22 protein-coding genes are annotated in these 20,089 nt (G+C 55.3%); 17 read left to right on the top strand and 5 right to left on the bottom strand.

Annotated elements, in window-relative coordinates:
* Position 1 precedes the first annotated feature (1 nt).
* From R2E40_RS08515 to R2E40_RS08505, 3 genes are all read left to right on the top strand, one after another.
* Positions 2-568, top strand: coding sequence for a hypothetical protein (locus R2E40_RS08515; RefSeq protein WP_412055139.1), 567 nt, complete (start codon positions 2-4; stop codon positions 566-568).
* 576 nt (positions 569-1,144) lie between these two features.
* Positions 1,145-1,426: a hypothetical protein gene (locus tag R2E40_RS08510; RefSeq protein ID WP_318165226.1), complete on the top strand. Its 282-nt coding sequence runs from the start codon at positions 1,145-1,147 to the stop codon at positions 1,424-1,426.
* Positions 1,427-2,468: 1,042 nt separating this feature from the next.
* Positions 2,469-2,987, top strand: coding sequence for a hypothetical protein (locus R2E40_RS08505; protein ID WP_318165225.1), 519 nt, complete (start codon positions 2,469-2,471; stop codon positions 2,985-2,987).
* Between the two features lie 105 nt (positions 2,988-3,092).
* Here R2E40_RS08505 and R2E40_RS08500 read toward each other — a convergent pair whose 3' ends face one another.
* On the bottom strand, positions 3,093-3,473 hold the full coding sequence (locus R2E40_RS08500) for a DUF2513 domain-containing protein (protein ID WP_318165224.1): 381 nt from the start codon (positions 3,471-3,473) through the stop codon (positions 3,093-3,095).
* On the bottom strand, positions 3,470-3,805 hold the full coding sequence (locus R2E40_RS08495) for a hypothetical protein (protein WP_318165223.1): 336 nt from the start codon (positions 3,803-3,805) through the stop codon (positions 3,470-3,472). Before R2E40_RS08495 ends, R2E40_RS08500 begins: the two co-directional genes overlap by 4 nt.
* Positions 3,806-4,435: 630 nt before the next feature.
* Between R2E40_RS08495 and R2E40_RS08490 the strand changes: the two genes are divergently transcribed.
* From R2E40_RS08490 to R2E40_RS08440, 11 genes are all read left to right on the top strand, one after another.
* Positions 4,436-4,648 (top strand): Hha/YmoA family nucleoid-associated regulatory protein, encoded by a 213-nt coding sequence (locus R2E40_RS08490; protein WP_024946490.1) that lies wholly within the window; start codon positions 4,436-4,438, stop codon positions 4,646-4,648.
* Positions 4,649-4,661: 13 nt separating this feature from the next.
* On the top strand, positions 4,662-5,234 hold the full coding sequence (locus tag R2E40_RS08485; protein WP_017779893.1) for a recombinase family protein: 573 nt from the start codon (positions 4,662-4,664) through the stop codon (positions 5,232-5,234).
* A 533-nt stretch (positions 5,235-5,767) separates the two neighbouring features.
* Positions 5,768-6,930 (top strand): IS3 family transposase gene (locus tag R2E40_RS08480; RefSeq protein WP_318164089.1). Its coding sequence is split into 2 segments (ribosomal slippage): positions 5,768-6,023 and positions 6,023-6,930, totalling 1,164 coding nucleotides; the frame shifts between segments, so codons are not numbered across the junction.
* A 1,448-nt stretch (positions 6,931-8,378) separates the two neighbouring features.
* Positions 8,379-9,149, top strand: coding sequence for a hypothetical protein (locus R2E40_RS08475; RefSeq protein WP_042016702.1), 771 nt, complete (start codon positions 8,379-8,381; stop codon positions 9,147-9,149).
* A gap of 493 nt (positions 9,150-9,642) precedes the next feature.
* Positions 9,643-10,728 carry a capsid protein gene (locus tag R2E40_RS08470; protein ID WP_318165222.1) on the top strand — a complete coding sequence of 362 codons (1,086 nt, stop codon included), beginning with the start codon at positions 9,643-9,645 and terminating at the stop codon, positions 10,726-10,728.
* A gap of 205 nt (positions 10,729-10,933) precedes the next feature.
* On the top strand, positions 10,934-11,158 hold the full coding sequence (locus tag R2E40_RS08465) for a hypothetical protein (protein WP_042016706.1): 225 nt from the start codon (positions 10,934-10,936) through the stop codon (positions 11,156-11,158).
* The gene (locus R2E40_RS08460; RefSeq protein WP_318165221.1) at positions 11,158-11,742 is read left to right on the top strand and encodes a hypothetical protein; all 585 of its coding nucleotides are present in this window, start codon (positions 11,158-11,160) and stop codon (positions 11,740-11,742) included. Before R2E40_RS08465 ends, R2E40_RS08460 begins: the two co-directional genes overlap by 1 nt.
* A 110-nt stretch (positions 11,743-11,852) precedes the next feature.
* Positions 11,853-12,356 (top strand): hypothetical protein, encoded by a 504-nt coding sequence (locus R2E40_RS08455; protein WP_042016710.1) that lies wholly within the window; start codon positions 11,853-11,855, stop codon positions 12,354-12,356.
* 57 nt (positions 12,357-12,413) lie between these two features.
* On the top strand, positions 12,414-12,626 hold the full coding sequence (locus tag R2E40_RS08450) for a hypothetical protein (protein ID WP_042016711.1): 213 nt from the start codon (positions 12,414-12,416) through the stop codon (positions 12,624-12,626).
* Entirely contained in the window at positions 12,626-12,841 is a 216-nt protein-coding gene (locus R2E40_RS08445; RefSeq protein WP_318165220.1) for a hypothetical protein, read from the top strand. The genes R2E40_RS08450 and R2E40_RS08445 overlap by 1 nt, the downstream gene beginning before the upstream one ends.
* The gene (locus R2E40_RS08440; RefSeq protein ID WP_257684407.1) at positions 12,838-13,308 is read left to right on the top strand and encodes a ribonuclease H family protein; all 471 of its coding nucleotides are present in this window, start codon (positions 12,838-12,840) and stop codon (positions 13,306-13,308) included. Before R2E40_RS08445 ends, R2E40_RS08440 begins: the two co-directional genes overlap by 4 nt.
* A 99-nt stretch (positions 13,309-13,407) precedes the next feature.
* Here the strand turns inward: R2E40_RS08440 and R2E40_RS08435 are convergent, their stop codons facing one another.
* The gene (locus R2E40_RS08435; protein WP_043163148.1) at positions 13,408-13,650 is read right to left on the bottom strand and encodes a hypothetical protein; all 243 of its coding nucleotides are present in this window, start codon (positions 13,648-13,650) and stop codon (positions 13,408-13,410) included.
* 240 nt (positions 13,651-13,890) lie between these two features.
* Between R2E40_RS08435 and R2E40_RS08430 the strand changes: the two genes are divergently transcribed.
* Together R2E40_RS08430 and R2E40_RS08425 are read left to right on the top strand one after the other, a co-directional pair.
* Positions 13,891-14,568 (top strand): KilA-N domain-containing protein, encoded by a 678-nt coding sequence (locus R2E40_RS08430; protein ID WP_318165219.1) that lies wholly within the window; start codon positions 13,891-13,893, stop codon positions 14,566-14,568.
* A gap of 90 nt (positions 14,569-14,658) precedes the next feature.
* Positions 14,659-14,895: a hypothetical protein gene (locus tag R2E40_RS08425; protein ID WP_058060605.1), complete on the top strand. Its 237-nt coding sequence runs from the start codon at positions 14,659-14,661 to the stop codon at positions 14,893-14,895.
* 108 nt (positions 14,896-15,003) lie between these two features.
* Here the strand turns inward: R2E40_RS08425 and R2E40_RS08420 are convergent, their stop codons facing one another.
* Entirely contained in the window at positions 15,004-16,362 is a 1,359-nt protein-coding gene (locus R2E40_RS08420; protein ID WP_318165218.1) for a tyrosine-type recombinase/integrase, read from the bottom strand.
* A gap of 305 nt (positions 16,363-16,667) precedes the next feature.
* Here R2E40_RS08420 and R2E40_RS08415 point away from each other — a divergent pair, with 305 nt between their 5' ends.
* Positions 16,668-17,627, top strand: coding sequence for a hypothetical protein (locus R2E40_RS08415; RefSeq protein WP_318165217.1), 960 nt, complete (start codon positions 16,668-16,670; stop codon positions 17,625-17,627).
* A gap of 99 nt (positions 17,628-17,726) precedes the next feature.
* On the opposite strand, the gene pbpC is transcribed toward R2E40_RS08415, so the two are convergent.
* Positions 17,727-20,042 (bottom strand): penicillin-binding protein 1C, encoded by a 2,316-nt coding sequence (gene pbpC / locus R2E40_RS08410; RefSeq protein WP_318165216.1) that lies wholly within the window; start codon positions 20,040-20,042, stop codon positions 17,727-17,729.
* Positions 20,043-20,089 lie beyond the last annotated feature (47 nt).

The following is a 20,089-nucleotide window of genomic DNA, read 5'->3' as shown; positions in this document are numbered from 1 at the left end:
AATGGGAGTTCCCGTGAACAGCTACACATTATCTCACAGCGACCAACTGGTTGCCACCCTTGCCAAGCAGCCGGTGTCCACCTTCGGGACCCACTACACCAAGGAAGCCGCCCTCTTCATCGCACGACACCTGAACAAGGCCCACGGCTGGGCTGCGAGTCTTTACCTACGGACCATCGCTGATGGTATCGGTTGCACCACCCGCACTGTACGCAACTCTCTGCGTCGTCTGGAAGCCATCGGCTTCTTCAAGACCGAGTTCCGGAAACACGCCCAGATAGCCAACTGGAATCTGGCCTCTGTGTACCGCATCGGGTCAGCACTCCTAGTCCTTTTCCGTACCCCCAGCACCAAACGTCCGGCTAAGTCTTCGACTTCTTTTAAACAGAAACAAAGTAACAAGGATCACGCTCCCGTTTCTTCGTCTGTGGGTAAGTTCGCCATGTTCGACCGGAAGAGGGTCAACAGGACACCAGAGGAATGGGAAGCAAGCCAGAAGGCCAGCCAAGAGCACAACAGGAGTGCCCTTGAGAAGCTGAAGGCTCTGTTCGTGAGGGGGCAGTCATGAAGATCACGTTCGACGTTGAGCGCATACAGGAAGCCCTAGCGAACCCCGAGCAATCCGGACTGAATGACGTTGATTTGGCCGTGCTATCCACTTGCCTAGAGCTGGCAGGGGGCTCAAACCAATGCGTACTCATTGACGACACACGGGCACCGAAGAAGAAGCGGAAGCCAAGGCCGAGTCGTATCAAGCGGAGTAAGCGGAGTAAGCGGAGTAAGCGGAGTAAGCGGAGTAAGCGGAGTAAGCGGAGTAAGCGGAGTAAGCGGAGTAAGCGGAGATGATGACCGAGCGAAAAATGCTGGTGTGCGTAGAGGCTGAGCTAGGAGTAGCTGAAGGCCAGGAATTCCCTGTGCTGGGAGAGAATGGGAGCGTGTGGGAGATACTGCTGGGCGGGGAGTACCGGAAGGTGAACAAGCGGTCTGGCCGTGTGCAGGGCTGGAGGACAAGCCCACGATTTGACCTAGCAGGGTGAACAACAGCCCTGAGTAAGAGCCTGATTACAAAACAGATTTGTCCCAATTGAACCGACATCAATACATAGTTATTTTTAGGCACACGAGTCCATGTGGAGTAACTAAAATGTACCAACTCAAAGTAATCAAAAAAAACAATGTAGACCAAGAAACCTTCGAGATAGCCCTTGATACAGCTATTCGTCGCATTGAGAACGAGATAGAAGGCTTTCAGCTACGGGCCATCGTCAAAGGAGACACAGTAACTATTGAGAGTATTGGCCCCAAAGAGCTAATCACAGCAAATCAGGAGGAGTTAATGCGCAAAATTGAGGCCTGTTTCTGCTATAGCGGCAGGTTACTCTCTGAAGGTTTTGGCGCCATTGTATGGTTATCATACTGGTCTTAAAGATGTTTCAAATTTGAGTGATTGCAATGAAGAAGACGCCGTTTTTCTCAAGCCTGCGGGTCGGCCAACCGTTTCATCTCTATGACAGCCTACACGTCTTCGGGGAGATGCTTCTAGGAGGTGAGTAGCGGAAGGTATGCAAGAGGTCTGGTCATGTGCAGGGCTGGAGGACAGGCCCGAAGTTCGAGCCTGAGTCTCCCCAGGGCAAGAGCGTCAACTCTGGGTGTGTTTGTGTTCGCTCACACGCTATCTCTTGGTGTCAACCTGGAGCTTTGCAAGAAGCTGCAACTTCTTCATGTACGCCTTCATGTTCTCGGCATTGTGGGTAGGAACACACCCATCATTGTAAAGAAAAACGGTGTCACCTGACGCACACCCTTTGTAATCCAACTTATCCAATGTAGCAGGTCCAAGCCCCTTAAACTTGGTCGCAACGGGATAATTCTCATACTTAACGAAGTCGTGGGTATTAAATCCGACAGGCTTGTACTCACGGTTAAGAACGACCCAAGCACCGTCAGTCTGCTTTTTGAGGCAATAGGGAAAATAAATAGACCTGAAATCGTTTAAAGGCATGGTACTGGACTCTCTGTAGAGGAAGGAGGTGCGGTCCACTATCTCTGAACATCCGGATGATCTCAACGGGGGCTTGCCAACTTCGCCGTGTTTGATGAGCCTCTATGCAAAAGAGAGAGCTTTGGCAAATTTTGGAAAAAATCTGAACGGCCTCATCTGTGATTTAACGCCAGAGATTTCCCCCAGTATCCCCCCAAAAAAAATCAACCACTAAGCAGCCCTGCCGCCCTCTTTCTCTCACCATCTGAGCACCGGCCTGTTCCTCACCTTCTCCCTGATCCAAGCTCATACATAGACGAGCCCCAACATCATCCCGTGGCCTCCTGCCGTATACCGGACAGGTAGAGTGGCCCGAGGCTTGAAGCAAATAAACCTCGTGGATCACAACTCTCTCTTATGTGAAATTTTCAGGCCTGTGTGTACCATAGGCCAAGATTTAATGTAGGTGTGCGGCTAGAAGGTTAACATGGCTCCAATTTACGATGTGTTCTCACTAATCCCAGAAAGATCCTTTGGTTCCTTCAACGCAAAAAATGTTGCTCTGTATCTGGCAAGCCTGATGGATGAAATTGGTTCCATCACAGTGAGACCATACAGGAGCGAAATAGCTGAAGATTTGGGTATGAGTAACCATGCACTTCGGCAAGCAATGCTCCAACTCACTGAGCGCAAGTTAATTGAGATCGAGCACTACGTTGATCAAGGCGGGGAAGGCTACAAGAGCAAGGCCAACTATTACACGCTGGGGATGGAAGCGATCAGGCACATAGAATCCCTTGAAGAACCGCTGACGATTGATGAGCAAGAATTTCTGGAACAGGAAGATAGAGAGATTGCAGAAGAGGTAAAGAACAGGGCGATTATCGTCAGGCAGTATCTTGATTCTCTGAGTGAGAAGCACAGGAGTCTCTTCTATAGCCTCCTGAATGATCGCAATCTACTACGCATAAACCCCGTAGAACACCTTGAGCAGGTCGAGCCTTAACCCTCCGATAATCTGGCATCATAATGCGCTCCTACGTGAAATCTTCAGGTCTACGTGTACCATAGGGCCAAGATTTCAAGCAGGAGCGCGGTTAGAGGGGGGGGGTTATGCAGATAGGCCAAGCATTGAAGTAATTGCAGCAGCAGCCACGGCTTTGATTGTTTCAACGCTCACTTCCAGCCCTTTTTGCAAAATGGTATCTTTGGTTTTATTCCAAACGGTATCATTGCGAATTAAGTTTAGGAATTCGTGTCCAGACGAACGCAGTCTCATTGCACGAAAATCGGCTATCTTCATTCCGAGAAATGTATCTATTTTCCCTTCAACAAGACCATCTTCAATTAATAGTCTCATGTGGCCAGAAATTTCGTATTGTTCTTCTGGGGTCTTACACTGAAAATCACGAAGAGATAGGTATGGTTTATCGAACCCCTTACTTTCAATTGCAATAAGGAGGGTTTTCATCATGTCAAGGTCACGTTTCATTCTTCATCCTCTATGGTATTTACAACGGACATACCTATTCCTGAATTCAACAGTAAATCCATTTTCTTATTATTCTCTTTAATTTCTTTCTTTCGTTTACTAACATAAGTAGAAAGTAGCGAGTAGTCATTTTCAACCAATTCTATAGCCCATTTTTCACGCCTTGACTGCTGATAATAGATACTCCCTTCACTATCAAATCTAATTTTTCCTATTGGAGCGCACAGCGAAATTGAATGTGATTCATCAGTAAAGTAAATCACGCCTTTTTGCTCTGATACGTTCAGTTTAATACCACTGTGTTTTACTGTGACTTTAGCGATTGATGACATGTTTATAGTGCCAAGGTTAGATGCTGTATGAGTATGCTACTAAACCTCGCATGTATACGTCCATAGTCGGGGAGAAAATTAAAGCAGTGTCCCATCTCCTTTGAACTTGCTATAATTGTCTCGACCTCAGCCACGAGGTTAAATAGTTGCGCACTGTGTCGACAATTAATGTTCTTGATGAACTCAGCTAGTAAACGCAGTTATTTTATTATGAAGATTTTCGTTTGATGGTTTATTTTCACAACGATGTTTGTAATTGTCACCCCTCGGTAAATTCTGCAAAAAATCTGTGGGGCATCTTGAGTAATGAAGCCGCGCCGTTTCCCCCCCGTCCCCCCCATCGAGCAGGCACAGGATCACCGCTGCTTGCATCCATGCCTAGCCACGGGCAAGCGATCACCATAACTCTCTAATGCAGGACAAGGCCAAGGGAACCGCAAGGCCGGGATAACCGTATCATAGCTGTCCACGTAGGGTATACCCTAATGAACTTCTTTCACACGGGGCTATTGACTGTCTCATTTATGTTTCATAATCTAAGTCCCATCGGGTTAAGACCTTAATGTGACAGCGTGATACCGACAAGGACACACGTTGAAGCAATAGGAAGAAGATGAAGGAGATTTCCGCATGAATGACTTGGTTATCAGGCTTCGCCGATTCAAGGACAGGAAGTCACTGGATAGAGTCGCCCCAAGGATGCTTGATAAGGCTGCGGCTACGGGCCTCCAAGAGGAACTGAAGGTCATCGCAGCGATTGACCACCGGCAAGCAGAGATAGCTGCTGGAAAGCATTACGATGCGGGGAAAGTCCCTATGACAGCTTGGGCATTGGTGGATTGAGTTGGAGAGAGTGATGGGACAGGTTATCGGTTATGCGCGTGTGTCTTCTGTCGGTCAGTCGCTGGATGTTCAACTGGATAAGCTGACAAAAGCCGGTTGTGAGCGTGTGTACCAAGAGAAGGTATCAGGGACCAGCACAGATGGCCGTGAGCAACTAGCCGAACTCCTGCGGTATGTCCGAGAGGGGGACGATGTGGTGATCACCAAGCTGGACCGTCTGGGCCGTTCTCTCGCTGACCTGCTGGACATTACGGAACAACTGGAAGCCAAGGGCGTGACCCTGCGTGTACTGGACCAGAACCTAGAGACGACGACTGCCCAAGGGAAGCTGATGTTCACCATGCTGGGCGCCTTTGCTGAGTTCGAGACGGCTCTACGCAAGGAGCGTCAGATGGAAGGGATCGCCAAAGCTAAGGCTGCGGGGAAGTACACAGGCAGGCCCAAGAGTATCGACGAGGATGCAATCAAGGCGACCCTGTTGGAAGGCGGTAAGTCTCTGCGGGAAATTGCTACGCTTCATGGCGTCAGCCGAGCGACTGTCCATCGCCTATCAACAAGGATGCGAGAGGATGGGGAGCTGAGTTGATCGAGTGTGTCTATCGGTTGACCCTGGGACCATCAAAAGGACCGATCACTGGGACTGTCCCAAAGAACATTAGAGAAAGCTAATTTACCCTGACCAATAGAAAGAACTGATCGAGTAACCCACTTTGATCGGATCTTTCAATCGACCCCCGAGGCTGTTCACTGCGACACCTTGGGGGTTTGTCGTTTGGGAGGCGCTGGGGCCGACTCTGGGCTTGTTCGTCTGAGTGCCCCTGTTTGTTATCCGTGAGTCTGTCCCGACGACCATCATGGTGTTTTCGGAAAATCGGGAATCTCGAAAAACCGAAAGAGCACCCCGACGAGTATCCCGGAGACACCACCGAGACACCTTCCAGGGACCTCCAGATCAGGGACAAATGAGGCTATCTGAATTTTCCCTGACCATTGAATGAAATGAAAGACCGGTCCCCTCTCTCTCCTTCCCTCCGCCCGTCTCTAAGACTATTGTAGTGGTCTAATCATCCCGGACACCATTTTAGGTGGTACAGTCGCCACCATGACCTGAGGTGTTCAATGACAAGATTGCGTCGCTCGTTTACTGCCGAATTCAAACTGGAAGCTGCATCCCTGGTGCTTGATCAGGGGTATTCAGTCCCCGAAGCCAGCCGTTCGCTGGATGTCGGTGAAACCGTGCTTCGCCGCTGGGTTCAGCAGCTTCAATCCGAACGCAGTGGCACTACCCCAATCAGCAAAGCGCTGACTCCGGAGCAGCAGAAAATCCAGGAGCTGGAAGCCCGTATCAACCGGCTCGAACGTGAAAAGGACATTCTAAAAAAGGCTACTGCTCTCTTGATGGCGGACGAGTTCACACGTACGCGCTGATAGACCGATTAAGGGAGCAAGCCCCCATCACCTTGGTCTGCTGCGCTTTCGATGTTCCCACCTCCTGTTTTTACGATTATCTGGCTCGCAGGCGGACGATTAACCGTGAGCGCATGCAGCAGCGCTGCGAGTTGCGCCGGTTGTTCAAAGCGAGCCGGAACTCGGCAGGCAGCCGTGCCTTGATGTCGATGATGCGGGAGCTGGGGTATCAGATTGGCCGGTTCAAAGTACGTAACCTGATGAAGGAAGCCGGGCTGGCATCCAAGCAGCCGGGCGCACACCGTTATAAGGTGGCACAGTCTGAACGACCGGACATTCCCAATTTGCTGGCCCGCGAATTTGATGTCCAGCAACCCAATCAGGTGTGGTGTGGCGATATCACCTACGTCTGGGCAGGTGGTCGTTGGCATTACCTGGCAGCGGTGCTTGACCTGTACACCCGGCGGGTTGTGGGGTGGGCGATGTCAGATAAACCAGATGCAGAGCTGGCCATCAACGCACTGGAGATGGCCTATCAACAACGAGGTTGCCCGTTCGGCGTACTGTTTCACTCTGACCAGGGCAGCCAATATGGCAGCCGGGCATTTCGGCAACGACTGTGGCGCTATCGCATGACCCAGAGCATGAGTCGTCGTGGTAACTGCTGGGATAACGCCCCGATGGAGCGGTTGTTCAGGAGCCTGAAGTCAGAGTGGCTCCCGGTAACGGGATACCTGAGCCTGCGGGAGGCGAAACGGGATATCAGTTATTACCTGATGGATTACTACAACTGGCGGCGTCCACATCAACACAATGACGGGATACCGCCAGCAAAAGCCGAACATCGGCCTAACCGAGTGTCCGGATTTAGTTGACCACTACATATCTACAAGACATCTACTAGATACCCTAGATACTATCTCTCTATACATTACTAACTACAGGTATCTTTAAGACTACCCACCGACTACCCGAGGACGCCTCAATGGCTGTCCTGTTGTCGCTTCCTCAAGGCTTCCCCCCTGACCATCCCTAGGACAACCGAGTGACGACTTCAGGACAGATAGCTAGTAAGGATGATCAATCGACAGTATCCGTAGGTTGAACATAGTGAGTTCCTTATGAAGCTCTAAGGGATGACCTGTTGCAAAACCCTGAATCAGGAGAATGCAACACCCAGCGACTGACCCGAGGGGTCCAGAAATGTTCCCATAGCAAATCTGGACCACACCCAGCGACTGACCTTGGGACTGTCCGAAAATGCCCCGAGGGCAAATCTGGACACCTCCCCAGCGTCTCCCTCCACTCTCCCCTTTATTGCCTATCAACACTGTCCATCCAAGCAAGGGCAGGAGAGGGAGTTATCTATAAGTAATCTGTAGGTACTTATCCTGTAGCCCCTATGCACAGGGAAATCCGGAAGGGGGTCTGGAGGGGGCTCAAAATCCCAATTTGGGGAAATGTGCCCCCCGAGGTCTGTCTTGGTGAGTGGCGAAAATGGTGGCGTAACAAATCCGCCAGTACCCCGAGGTCCGCCTTGCGATACGCCGAAAATGCCCTTGGGGCAAATCCGGCGTAGTCCCGAGGTCTATCCTTGCGTTTCCGGAAATGGGATCAGCCCAAAACCGGAAGAGGTCCCGAGGTCCATCCTTGCGTTTCCGGAAATGCCCTCGCGGCAAAAAAGGAAGAGGACCCGAGGACGACCGCGAAATGTCCCAACGGCATTTGGCGGTGCCCGAGGACGACCTGAAGCCGTACTGGTAAAAAATCCTGAATCAGGAAAAATTACCACCCCCGAGTCCTCCATCTCCGCCGTCCCGATGGCATCCACTGAAGACCGCTCCGAAACCCGCGAGGACGCCCGTTCCTGAAGATGCTCTGGTCGGAAATCGGGAATCCCGAAAACCGACCACCCTCGAGGACGACCTGAAGACGCACCACTTAGAAAAATGCCCTTGGGACAAATTTCTAAGTCAGACCCGAGGACGGCCTGAAGATGCACTGGTTGAAAATGCGGATTCCGTAAAATCAACCACCCCCGAGGTCAGTCCCTCTGTTGTCCCGAGGATGGCCCTGCGTTTGCCTTACCGAAAATGTTAGCGCAACAAATCCGGTAGCCCCATGTGACCCTGAGCGAAAATGGCCCGAGGGCAAAACCGCTCACCCCAGCGTATGTCTGCGCGAAAATGGCCCAAGGACAAATCTGCGCACACCAAGAGTTGATGACACTGCCTTTATGGGTGTCATCAAGTATTGCGTCGCACATGCCACTTTGGTTTAATTTAAAAAAATAGATGTCACAACCATAAGGAGAAGTCATCAAATGACCAAAAAGCAATCACGTCTTCTGCCCGCTGGCACTGTGCTCACCACCGAGGGGAAAGACAAGATCCTGACCGGAAAGCTCCAGCGCGACATCGTGTGGTTCCTATCCGATAACTGGCAGCCCTCGATGAAAGACTTGCTCGATTTCATGCGCCGAGTACACGGGACGCCACGCCAGAACGTATACCGTACAGTGAAAGCCCTTGAGGAAAAAGGAGTGTTGCTGACAGTGCAAGGTGCGAAAGGATCGACGGAGATTTACCACGCCATTGAGGTCAGCGACGACGGGAGCTTTGTAGTACATGAAGAGGTAGAAGAAAGCTTCAGGCCCGAGAGCAAGGCCCCAGGTGGTGCCGTCGTAAGTAACCTTGATTTCGTGGCGGCAATCCGGAAAGCCTTCGACGAAAAGAACCCTTCAGCGGTATTCAAGACGCTGAAAAAGGCACGAAGCGATTCTGGCCGCTGGTTCATCGTGTCGTTTAACAAGCCGTCGCTCTTCACACTCGCAGCAAATGCCTTCCACCGTCGCGTCGATCTTCTAGGGCTGTTGATCGCCATGGAAATCAGCGGCATCTATGACTTGGTGGAGCAGGCAGCCCGTGGCGCTTGGCAGCCATTCTTCGACACCCTGAAGAAGAACAAGGTGATCAGCTACCACGACCTACCAGAAGGCCGTGTGATGGCCTGGGACGCCCGTCGCTGGGCAGTCTATAGCGCCCGTGTGATGCAGCAGCGGGAAGCGATCATTCATTCCTGGGCGACCGAGTGATTAACAGAGGGGCCCGAAAAGAGAGCTTGTCTTTTGGGGACCACCAGCGTCAGACCCGAGGATGTCCTTGCTAACTACTCCAAAAATCGGGATTCCCGAGAAATGGAGTACCCAGTGCCACCCAGCCGAAAATGCCCTCGGGGCAAAAATCGGCACCCTCTGCATCCCCAGCCCGAAAATGCGGATTCCGTAAAATCGGGCACCCTCTCTCTCCCCCTGTCCGTAAATCGGGAATCCCGAAATCCGGTAGCCCCGCCCCCAGCGTCCCCCTGTAAGGAAATGCGGAATCCGCAGAATCGTACACCCTCTCGATCCCCTCTCGCCTCCCTCCGGATTTCCCTGACCTAAGAACGTAGGAAGACGCTCAAAAGTGCGCAATTCAAGGACCAGCCCGTGGGGAAACCTGCGGGCTCCCTTTTTCTACGTCCTGACTCCCTTTCCCTTTTTCTCTTTGGCCGAAGGGCCATCCACCTATCAACAAGGAAAAACAACTATGTCTGCTTACGGCACTTTCCCGACTTTTCAAAACGTAACCCATCTAGGTCAGAACAACGGTCAAGGCGATACCCGAGCCCTCTTCATGAAGCTGTTCGCTGGTGAAGTCCTGACGATGTTCCGCAATCAATGCGTCTCCTTGGGCACCACCCGAGTGATGACCCTGAAGGGCGGCAAAGCATTCGATTTCCCTGTACTTGGCATGAGCCACAATGCGAAGTACCACAAGCCCGGCGAACTGATCCGAGCTGGCGGCATCAAGAACGTCCTGCGCACTGTCACCGTCGATGACGCCGCCGTGGCTGCTGTGTTCGTGGCAGAACAAGACGAAGACCTGAGCAGCTTTGAGGTTCGATCTCACTATGCCCGTGAGCTGGCCTATGAGCTGTCGAACATGATCGACAAGAACGTCTTCCGGACCATCGCAAACGCTGCCTTCATTACCAACAAAGAGCTGGCTATCGCTCGCTTCGGTGAGAACGGCGTACTGGAGGACGAGACCTTCACCGACAACATTACCCTGCGAGCAACCGATGCGGCAGGCCGTCCGATGACCCGTGGTCAGCAAATCGTGGACGCCATCTTCCGTGCCCGTACCGAGTTCCGTAAGGCAAGCGTCCCAGGTATCCCTGTGTGTGTCCTGAAGCCGGACGACTACGAGGCCCTGACCAATGCAGCAGGCGACCTTGGCAACATGGCATGGCTGGATAAACGCTTCTTGGGTCAGACTGGCGAGGACAAGTCCAACGGTAACGCTGACACCGGCCTTCGCATTGCCGGTATGAAGATCTTCGAGTCCAACAACCTGCCGGACCAAGACGAAAGCAACGGACTGATCGGCTCACCGGAACCCCTGAGCGTGGAAGAAGGTGGCTCTGGCCGTACCGCTGCGTACCGTGGGAACTTCTCCAAGCTGCTGGGCTTGGTCTACACGAAGGACTGCGCGGCTACCGTGAAGGTACGCGACATTGCGACCAAGTGGGTCCCCGAGCCCCTGCGCGTCGGTAACACCGTGCTGGCTAAGATGTTCGTCGGTCACAACATCCTGCGTCCGGCCTGTGCGGTCGCTCTGCTGGAAGCGTAAGGGGATTTCCCTGACCAAAGGATGGAGAGAGGTTCCTGTCAGGGTCCTCTCTTCCTCTGCTGCCTTACTCGAAACCGATGGTCATGGTTGTGTTTCCTTAGACCCCCATGCGTAGCTCCTGTGTTCTTCACGGGGGCTGCCCTTGGGGGTTCTTTTTTGAATAACGTTACTCTGACCTATTACTTCCCAACTTCAAGGAGACCTTATGTCTACTCAAACTCAACACCCGAATCTGCAACGAAAGAAGCCGCAAGCCCGTACCACTGCAATCCTGTGGGAAGACGTTATCCCGAAGGCTGACGCTCTGACCCTCCACTTCTCCAAACAGGCAGGCTTTGCCCTGACCCGCACCCAGATGCTCAACGCACTGGTTAACCGCGAGTTCGACAAGCTGCGCTCTCAAGGTGAACTGGCTGGGGAGGTGCAGTGATGGACTACCAGACCGCCGACTACAGCTTCAGCGTGGAGACCTGCGACCTGCCCTCCTACTCCAGCGGCGTGAACGACCAAGGGGAAGCCCTCTATGAACTGGATGGGATCGAAATGACCAAGGCACAGGCCGAGGACTTCAAGGACTACTTCTTCGACGACGAGGACGATCACGCGCTCTCCCAGGACAACGACACCGAGTCCCTACCGGACGCCATTCTTTCAGGCTTGAACGCTGTGAATGACGCGCTGGGAGGCGGTGGAGTCGCTGAGTTCTACGCTGACGAGCTGCTGGGTCTAGGCGAAAGCCGAATGGACTCTGTGGTCTCTTCTTCCGGTATGAGTCGGGAGGAAATCCAGTCCCATGCAACAGCGGTAATGATCGACATGGCCGCACAGGTAGGAATGCCCAGCGACTACCTGATGAACGAGCTTCAGAACGACATCAACCGCGTCCGCTCGTTTAACTCCCAGTCTGGCTTGAAGCTGCTGCGAGAGGCTATCGCTGACGGTATCGCTGGGGAATACGACTCCGCGATGACCAAATGGGATCGCCTGCGTCGCGCCCTGCAATCCGTCAAATAACCCACTTTCTCTAACCCCTAGTTACCCCATACCACAGCCATCCGGAAAGCCTCTGCGGCCTTCTGGAGGGGCCACTGTGCCCGTCTCAACACACACATAAGGAAACCGACATGAACAAAATCACCATTGCTGACCTGTCCGAAGAACTGCTGGACGTAATCAACGGCCAACGCGCCCTTATCAACGAACTGGCCGAACGTGCAGGGCTGACCTCTGCGCAAGTCCAAACGATTCAGATGGACGCCTCCCAACGACACCAGCGAGCCAAAGTGGCAGCAGCAAAGGCCAAGGCCAACCGTGAAGCCTACGAAGAAGACTCCCGCCAGATGGCAGCTTGGGTCTACGCCACCCGCTTCGACTTCAACAATGCGAAGGAATGGGGCAAAGCAGCAGCGACCGAGTGGCTGGTTATCTGTGACCGTAGCGGCTCCGAGCATGGCCGTGATCACACCTTTAAGTACCACGAGCCGACCCAAGACGAACTGCTGGAAGCCCTGAAGGATCTGGGGCGGTGGAGTCGTGCGACTGAAGAACACAACAAGGACCGCCGCGAACATGCCCAGCGGACCCTTCCGAAGGTCAAGGCCAAGCTGGCCGCCCTGCTGACCGCTTAATGCAACCCACAGGGGAGGCCCAGCGTCTCCCCTGCTCTACCCAAGGAACCTATCAACATGACCGCTAATGAAACCTTTCTTGTCCATCCCAGCGACTTCGTGAAGCGCCTTCAAGCCTTCGCCACTCTGAGCCTTGGCCGCCGTCCGTCTACTGGTCAGGTGCAGAACGCAATCAACCGGTATGTCATGCAGTCCCACGGGACAGACCAAGAGTCGATGCTTGCGCTTGTCCGTGAGCTGTTCCCGACAGCCGAACAGGAGGCCGCCTGATGACCACCAAGCGCAAGATCACCATCAAGGACTGGAACCACATACGCAAAGCCAAAGTCCGTCACGCCCTCTTCTGCGTGGCCTATCGGGTTCTCCAAGGGGGCGGCTGGCAGAAAGCCTGCCGGACTACGGCAAAACGTCTGAAGCGCGATTATGACCGCCTGCGTCTTCTCGCAAGGCATTACATCAAGACCACCGGAGACAACACCAAATGACCCAACCGTACACCTACACACTCGCCACTGATGGCGCTTGCAACACCAACCACACCAAAGCGTCAGTCCGTGTGGCTGGCTGGGGCTTCCTTGCCGTCCGTAGCGATGGCCGCAAAGTTGAACGCTGCGGCTACTGCGTGGGCGCTGGGGAGTCCAACCAGACCGGAGAACTGGAAGCAGTCATTCAAGGGCTGTCACTCCTTAAACCTGGCTCTGTGGTCGAGGTCCTGACAGACTCCGCCTATGTGATCAATGGGGCGACCCAGTGGTTAGCCGGATGGAAGGCGAAGGGCTGGAAGAGGGCCGACAACAAGCCAGTCCAGAACAGGGACCGCTGGGAACAGTTGGATGGCCTGCTGAACACCCGCCAAGTGACCTTCAAGAAAGTGAAGGGACACAGCGGCCACCCGATGAACGAACGAGCGGATCAACTAGCAGTAGCCGGTATGAATCGCTACGGGCAGTGAAAAGCCAAGTGAACAAGTCAACTACTGGTGAGCCTACGTGAAATCCTGAAGAGTCACAGGGCGATTGTCCCCAAGATTTCACGTAGAAGTAATCGGTTATTAGTCTTCGGGAGCGAATGCCGAATCGTCTTCACCGTCGAAAGCCCAGAGTGAAACTCTTAGTGAGTCACCGACTTTCCAGCCTTTCGCTTTCAGAATCTCAGGACTTACGCCTTCAGGGACGTATGCGTAGTAACTGTTAGGCGATTCGCCGCTACTGCCTTCATCTAGCTCCCACACGATCCCTGCTTGCTCAAGCTCTTCATACTCCTCTTGAGTGAGTCCCAGTTCATCCCAAACCATGCTGATTGCCCTCTGCTTTAAAAGGAATAAAGAGCCTAACACGGTCTCGATTGACTGTCCCGTCAACTCCTTTAGTCGATTCTCCCTGACCTAAGCAACAGACCTTCCTCTGGTCACTTTCAATCAATCACTGCGTCTTTATGTCGTGCTTCTTCTGCTGCTCCAGCTTGCCTATGGGTAAGCAGTGGGGGCCTGCTGGAGAGAGGACGGCATGAGAGGCACAACATAAGGAACCCATTTATGCAGATCACTTTCAACGGTAACACCTTCACTATCCCCACCAACGAACAAGGGCAATACCATGCGACTGCTCTGAGTCAGGCTTGGGCTGCTACTGGCGGCCAGGTAAATGCTCTGGATGGCTGGGCGCGATCACTGGATGAAATCTACATCCGTAAATTTTCCGTATGTACCAGCAAAGCCCGTGCTGACCGTGGAGGCGGCACTTGGGTAAACAAGCGGGGTCTGCTGTCCTTCGCTGCGTACTGCTCCAGCGAGTTCGAGGATGCTGTCTTTGACGCCTTCGACGAGCTGACCAAGGGCAACACCATGCAGGCAGCCGCTATCGCTGAGTCTGTCGCTGTGTCCCCTGAACTGCTGGAGAAGCATGACGCCACCCGCAAGGCCATGAACGATGCAATCAAGGCCAAGGGGATCGACATGTTCGGGAAAGCCTACGGCAACTTCTACCGGCTGGCCTGCAAGGCTGCCACTGGTTATGTCCCCTCTGTCCTGACTGGCAAGAATGGGTCAGCCAAGGAGTACATCAAGCAGGTATCCAACGCCCCCTGTATGAACGCTCTGATCGCTTGCATGGAGACGATCACAAGGGGACTGAAGGTAGGGCTGGATTATCACAAGGTCGCCGCCATGCTCAACGTGGAGACCTCACAGAATGGTGGGCTGTTAGGAGCCTGAGCTAGTCATAATTGCAGACCTTGCTATGGATTTCCAGTCGGGTCAGATGCTGGTACGGTAAAGCTACCCCAAAATGCTCTGGAGTTTGTCATGAGAAATCCCTCTCTTCCTGATGATGATCCTTCTGTAACTACTCTCGTAATTGTCGCTAATTTAGTGGCGCGTGTTCGCTTAGGAGAAATCTCTGCGGAAGAGGCTGTTCACGAGCTTTTCGATCTTGGATTTAGAAATGCACCTCTTAGCGCATTCATGAATCTCTTTGCATTTGATGATTCAGTCATGGAGACCATCTTTATGAGCTACGAGCCAGCCTCCAGCTCTTGGTAACTATGCCTCTGAAATTCAGAAGACTATCTGACAACCAAACGACAAAGCCCCCTTGGCGGACTTCAGGACTACCTGATGTTCACCGAGGGGGCTTTTTGTTTGTGTTGATTACTTGTTGAACAACTTGAGGAACTGGGACATGTAGGCGGACGCAAGCATGGTCTCAACGGCTTCGAGCTGGCGTGAATAGTCATGGCCGGATGAATAGAGACCATAAGACATCGTTAGCCCTTTGGTCCCGTGCCCAACTATCGGCGCTGTCACATCCTCTGGGATGCCTGCACGTTGGTAGGCTGTGATAGCCATGCCACGCAAGCTGTGGAAACCCTTGGTGCGATCTCTGACGCCTGTGGCAGCCTCTTTCAACTTGCCAAACTTGCTGGACCACCCGTGGGGGTTCTTCGACTTAGGGACAGGCCACACGTTACCGACAACGCATTGCCTGAGTTCTTCCCAGAGACCGAGCGGAAGTGGGAAGGCACGGATGGAGTTTGCCGTCTTGCCTGCCTTGATACGCACCAGCGGGACGCCTTGGCTAACCTCAAAAGAATCAGCCTGAAGACCAATAATCTCGCTTAAGCGGCAACCAGTGATAAGTCCGAACTTCGTCAACATACGAAGATCATGCGGTGCTTTCTCGACGATTTGGGCCATCTCTTCAAGTGTGAAAGGGGCGTATGACTGGGAGTCGCCTGTGCTCTTGATTCCTGCGCTCTTGAATGGGTTATCCCCTTCCACGCTCCGAGTGAGATAGCAGTTTTCCCACACAAGGGACAAAGCCGACAAGTAACCAACCCGTGTGCTATCGCTCTTGCTGCCAGCCAGGGAATCTAGCCACAAAGTCACGTCCCTCCGCTCCACATCCTTCAGCAGAACCGCTTGACCACCAAGGAAGGATCCAAGGCTTTCTGCTGCGTGTTTGGCGCGACTCAACGTTGCCGGAGCTGCGGCTTTAAGACCCTTCGCGGCCTTGCCCTTCTCACTCTCGATGAACGCCGTAGACGCCTCTTTTAACGTAATGGCGTACTTGTCGATGACATCCTGCTCCCCGTGGATGGCCAACTTTATGGCATCTGCCAGCTCTTCATCTCCCCGAGCTATTGCAGCCTCAACGTCATAGGCATGATGGAGCCCTTCAGGTTCAACGACAACCTCTTGTCCATCAGGCAACACGACCGCTTCAATGCGCTGCTCTGCTTCCCTGATGGCCTGCTGAATCTCTTCGATGTAAGCGTTAAATCGCAGACGCTTGGGGGCTTCTTCAGCCTGTGCTACCAAACGGTCAAAGTTGGCAATGATGAGGTCACGCTTCCTCTGGGCTTCTTTGAGGTCGCCTGTTTGTAACGTCTTTGTGTAGAGCCTCCGACCGCCAAACATCGGCAATCCACGGATAGCCTTGGGGACATTCCACACCAAGTACCAGCCATTTGCCTTCTGCTGTAAGGCCCAAGTCTCACGCCTTCTCATACACACCTCACTTATGCTAGTCTTACCACAAAAGTTACCGCCAATGTTTCCATCTTTGTGCTGTAAGTTGTTGATTAGCTATAAATTCAATGCGTTACGCATGGAGTCAAAAGATAATGAACTTCATGGTAATGACTCGGGTGACCTTGATTTAAGGGCGCGAATTATATCAGAACTTTGTGGCCAGCGCCTACTGGATGAGCGTTTGCTCACATTCCCCCACGCAATGTTTGCCGCACCGAGGCAATCTTGCGTATATTCCCGAACCTGCGTCCCGGCAACATTCCTGACCACAGACCCATTCGATGAAGACCTATATCTACTACCCAGGCATGGAAGTGCGCGACGAGCTGTGGCTCAAGTTTGCCCTGCTCTATCTGGAGCGGCTCGCCTTCGTCTTCACCGTCAGTGAGAAGAGCGGCCTCACCGCCCTGCTGCAGACGCTCGAACAGGAGACGGACCTGCTGGCCGAACGGCCGGATGCCACCTTCTTTGCCGCCATCACCCCCCAGCTGGAGAGCCAGCTGAGCAGCCTGCTCGCCCCCGACTTCGTGCGTCACAAGGTGTTTGGCAACAAGGAGCTGATCGGTCGCTGGCGCACACCGGCCAACCACGACTGCTTCTGCCCGGCCCAGGCAGGGCTGGAGCGGCTGCACGGCTTTTGCCTGGCGCACGGTTTTGCCAGCCGGGAAGAGGGCGGGTTCAGGATGGCGCGCCGCTTTGCCAACCTGCTCTCCATGCGGCTCGCCCGCGAGTGGGCGCTCGCCAATGAGGGGGCGCTCATCACCGATCACGACTATCTCGACCGACTGCTCCACCTGCTTGAATCCCGCTATCACAACCGGGGTGGCCAGGATTGCTTCCACCTCGAAATCCCGCTGCTAGTGCCCACTCACTTGAGCGATATCCCGTTTGCAGAGCTGATCGCCCTGCGCAGCCGCAGCGGCTTTCGCCAGCAGCTGGCCGAATTTAATCAGGCGCTCGATGCCCTGCTCGCCATGCTGGGCAGCGGCTACGCCGAGCCCGCCGCGCTGACCCGCTTCGAGCAGGCCCAGCAGGGGCTCAACCAGCTGCTGGGGCCACAGACCCAGAGTCTGCCGCTCACTACCCTGGTGAGTACCGGCCTGCCTGCCATGGCGATGATCCATCGCCTCAAGGCGAGCCATCCGGACAGCAAGCTGGTGTTTCACTCCATCAAGAAGAGCCACTTCCACCAGCGCAAGAGTCAGCACTTCTTCACCCGCTTGGGTCAGGTCAAGCCCTGACTCCGCGGCGCCCTGCGGGGAGATCGACAATCCGCTGACGACATCGGAGCCATCCCCCGATGTCGTCAATATCCTGCCCCCCCCAAAGACAGCCCCCCCTCAGGAGGGATTCTCCAGCCGAAACTCGATACGATCGCTGTTGCCCGCCTCGTCCACCACCACCAGCTGGTATCGACCTGCCTCGCTCAGCACCTGATCCCCGTCCCAGCGCAGCCGCTGGCCGTTGAGAAACCAGGCCGGCTTGCCGACACCGCCCAGCACTCTGGGCTGCAGCCGGTAACGCTGGCTGCGGATAAGATTCCCCTCCCCCAGCGCCACGATGCGAATGGGGGTCTGCAGCTCGGCGCTCTGCCCTTCCCCTGCACAACCGCTGGCGAGCAGCGCCTGCCGCCGCTCACCGGGCACCCGCCAAGGCTCCAGCGACAATGGCCAGAGCGCCCTAAAACCGGATTGCGCCGCATTCTGGCAACGGGTCAGCGTCGGCTTGCCCGCGGCGGTCAATGCGACCTGGCGCAGCGGCGAGGGCCAGTCCATGGGATCTGGCAAGGTGGGGGGATCGCGCCCTTCCAGCAACCAGGCGCTCTGGCGCTGCAGACAGGCTTCAGGCAGGGTTGCGCTCGCCTTGCGCCCCAGCGGCCAGCAAACTTCGGCCTCGCTCACCGTGTTGGGTTGTGCCGGCAAGGGGCTGTTGTCAGCCAATCGCGAGTAAACCGACAGCAACAGCGGCACCGCCGCGCTCTGGCCGTAAAAACCGGGCATGGGGGTGCCGTCTGGACGCCCCAGCCAGACGCCGATGGTCCAGCGACCGGAGACCCCCATCGCCCAGCTGTCGCGATAGCCATAGCTGGTGCCGGTCTTCCAGGCCAGTCGGTTGATCCGGCCGGTGGCCTCACTGGCAAAGGGCTGATCGGCCCGCCCCTGCGCACTCAGGATCTGCCAGATGATCCAGGCCGCCCCCGGGCTCAGCAAGGGGCGTGACACCGCCTGCTGCCCCGCCAGCCAGACCGGCATCGCCACCTGCCCCTCCCGGGTCAGCGCGCTGTATAGCGCCACAAGCTGCTCAAGCCGAATGCCCGCCGCCCCCAGCGCGATGGCCGGATTGGGTTTGTCGGAGAGCGCCAGCCGCACCCCGGCGTTGTCGAGGCGGCTGACCAGCTTATCGGGCCCGAGCGCCTCCAGCACCTGCACCGCCGGCACGTTGAGGGATTGCTGCAGCGCCTGAGCGAGGGTCACCGGCCCCTGAAAGGCACCGGAAAAGTTGGCGGGGCGATAGTCAGACCGGAGTCTCGGCGCATCGGAGAGCAGGGAGGCCGAGTGCACCAACCCCTCGTCCATCGCCAGACCATAGATAAAGGGCTTCAGCGTAGAGCCTGGGGAGCGGATCGCCTGCACCATATCGAGGTAACCGTGGCGACGCAAATTGCCATACTCGGCGCTGCCCACATAGGCGCGCACCGCCATGGTTTTGTTGTCTACCAGCAGCAGAGCGGCAGAAGTTTGCTCGGGGAAGCGGCGGATATAGCTCGCCACCCGCCCCTCCAGCCAGCGCTGCAGATCGCCGTCGATGGTGGTGTGCACCAGCGCCCCGGCCTGATTGTCGGCGGCGAGGCGGGCAAACAGCGGCGCCTCCATCGGCGTGAAGTGACCGCGGGCCAGCACCGGCTCGATACGCCCCTCCAACCACACCGGCTCGGGCCAGACACCCTGCGCTACCAGCCGCTCCATCACCTTGTCGCGGGCGGTGCGAGCCCGTTCGGGATGCCGGTCCGGCCGGTTACGGCTGGGGGCCTGCGGCAACACCGCCAACAGTGCAGCCTCGGCATAGGTCAGCTTGGCCGCACTCTTGCCGAGATAGGCAAAACTTGCCGCCTGCACCCCTTCCAGGTTGCCGCCAAACGGTGCTCGGTTGAGGTAGACGGTGAGCAGGGTGCGCTTGTCATAGTGCCACTCCAGTTGCAGTGCGCGCGCCATCTGGCGCAGCTTGCCGGGCACGCTCCGGTGGTAGGGCTCGATAAGGCGCGCCACCTGCATGGTGAGGGTCGAGCCGCCCGACACGGCGCGCCCGTAGCGCAGCCACTGACCGATGCCGCGCACCATGGCCACCGGATTGACCCCCGGATGACGCCAGAAGTAGCGATCCTCGTAGCCGAGCAGCGCCTCGATATAGCGGGGGGAGACCTGCTCCAGGGTCACGGGGTAGCGCCACACCCCGCTGGTGTCGGCAAAGGCCCGCAGCGGCCGCCCCTTCATGTCGAGCACCACCCGCGCATAGGCAGGGTCGAGCGGTGGCGGCGGGAACATACGATCCAGCGCCAGCAATGACAGGAGCAGTGCTACAACGCCCAGCACCGAGAAACGCAGCCAGCGTGGCAAACGACCAAGCCAGCACCAGCCAGCGCGGCCACTGCGACCCAAATTCAGCCAGCAACGCTGCCAACGGGTGAGCGGGCGAACCCGCTCAA

The sequence above is a fragment of the Aeromonas sp. CD genome, from assembly GCF_033349375.1.
GTDB classification, from domain to species: domain Bacteria; phylum Pseudomonadota; class Gammaproteobacteria; order Enterobacterales; family Aeromonadaceae; genus Aeromonas; species Aeromonas hydrophila.
This window is presented reverse-complemented; position numbering and strand designations above follow the sequence as displayed.

Bases quoted from the DNA above. Each gene is read 5' to 3' on its own strand.
- R2E40_RS08465 (WP_042016706.1), top strand. From the start codon at position 10,934: ATGTCTACTCAAACTCAACACCCGAATCTGCAACGAAAGAAGCCGCAA.
- R2E40_RS08445 (WP_318165220.1), top strand. From the start codon at position 12,626: ATGACCACCAAGCGCAAGATCACCATCAAGGACTGGAACCACATACGC.
- R2E40_RS08475 (WP_042016702.1), top strand. From the start codon at position 8,379: ATGACCAAAAAGCAATCACGTCTTCTGCCCGCTGGCACTGTGCTCACC.
- R2E40_RS08490 (WP_024946490.1), top strand. From the start codon at position 4,436: ATGAATGACTTGGTTATCAGGCTTCGCCGATTCAAGGACAGGAAGTCA.
- R2E40_RS08420 (WP_318165218.1), bottom strand. From the start codon at position 16,362: ATGAGAAGGCGTGAGACTTGGGCCTTACAGCAGAAGGCAAATGGCTGG.
- R2E40_RS08430 (WP_318165219.1), top strand. From the start codon at position 13,891: ATGCAGATCACTTTCAACGGTAACACCTTCACTATCCCCACCAACGAA.
- R2E40_RS08500 (WP_318165224.1), bottom strand. From the start codon at position 3,473: ATGAAACGTGACCTTGACATGATGAAAACCCTCCTTATTGCAATTGAA.
- R2E40_RS08510 (WP_318165226.1), top strand. From the start codon at position 1,145: ATGTACCAACTCAAAGTAATCAAAAAAAACAATGTAGACCAAGAAACC.
- R2E40_RS08415 (WP_318165217.1), top strand. From the start codon at position 16,668: ATGAAGACCTATATCTACTACCCAGGCATGGAAGTGCGCGACGAGCTG.
- R2E40_RS08425 (WP_058060605.1), top strand. From the start codon at position 14,659: ATGAGAAATCCCTCTCTTCCTGATGATGATCCTTCTGTAACTACTCTC.
- R2E40_RS08435 (WP_043163148.1), bottom strand. From the start codon at position 13,650: ATGGTTTGGGATGAACTGGGACTCACTCAAGAGGAGTATGAAGAGCTT.
- R2E40_RS08470 (WP_318165222.1), top strand. From the start codon at position 9,643: ATGTCTGCTTACGGCACTTTCCCGACTTTTCAAAACGTAACCCATCTA.
- R2E40_RS08485 (WP_017779893.1), top strand. From the start codon at position 4,662: ATGGGACAGGTTATCGGTTATGCGCGTGTGTCTTCTGTCGGTCAGTCG.
- R2E40_RS08460 (WP_318165221.1), top strand. From the start codon at position 11,158: ATGGACTACCAGACCGCCGACTACAGCTTCAGCGTGGAGACCTGCGAC.
- R2E40_RS08440 (WP_257684407.1), top strand. From the start codon at position 12,838: ATGACCCAACCGTACACCTACACACTCGCCACTGATGGCGCTTGCAAC.
- R2E40_RS08495 (WP_318165223.1), bottom strand. From the start codon at position 3,805: ATGTCATCAATCGCTAAAGTCACAGTAAAACACAGTGGTATTAAACTG.
- R2E40_RS08515 (WP_412055139.1), top strand. From the start codon at position 2: ATGGGAGTTCCCGTGAACAGCTACACATTATCTCACAGCGACCAACTG.
- R2E40_RS08455 (WP_042016710.1), top strand. From the start codon at position 11,853: ATGAACAAAATCACCATTGCTGACCTGTCCGAAGAACTGCTGGACGTA.
- R2E40_RS08450 (WP_042016711.1), top strand. From the start codon at position 12,414: ATGACCGCTAATGAAACCTTTCTTGTCCATCCCAGCGACTTCGTGAAG.
- R2E40_RS08505 (WP_318165225.1), top strand. From the start codon at position 2,469: ATGGCTCCAATTTACGATGTGTTCTCACTAATCCCAGAAAGATCCTTT.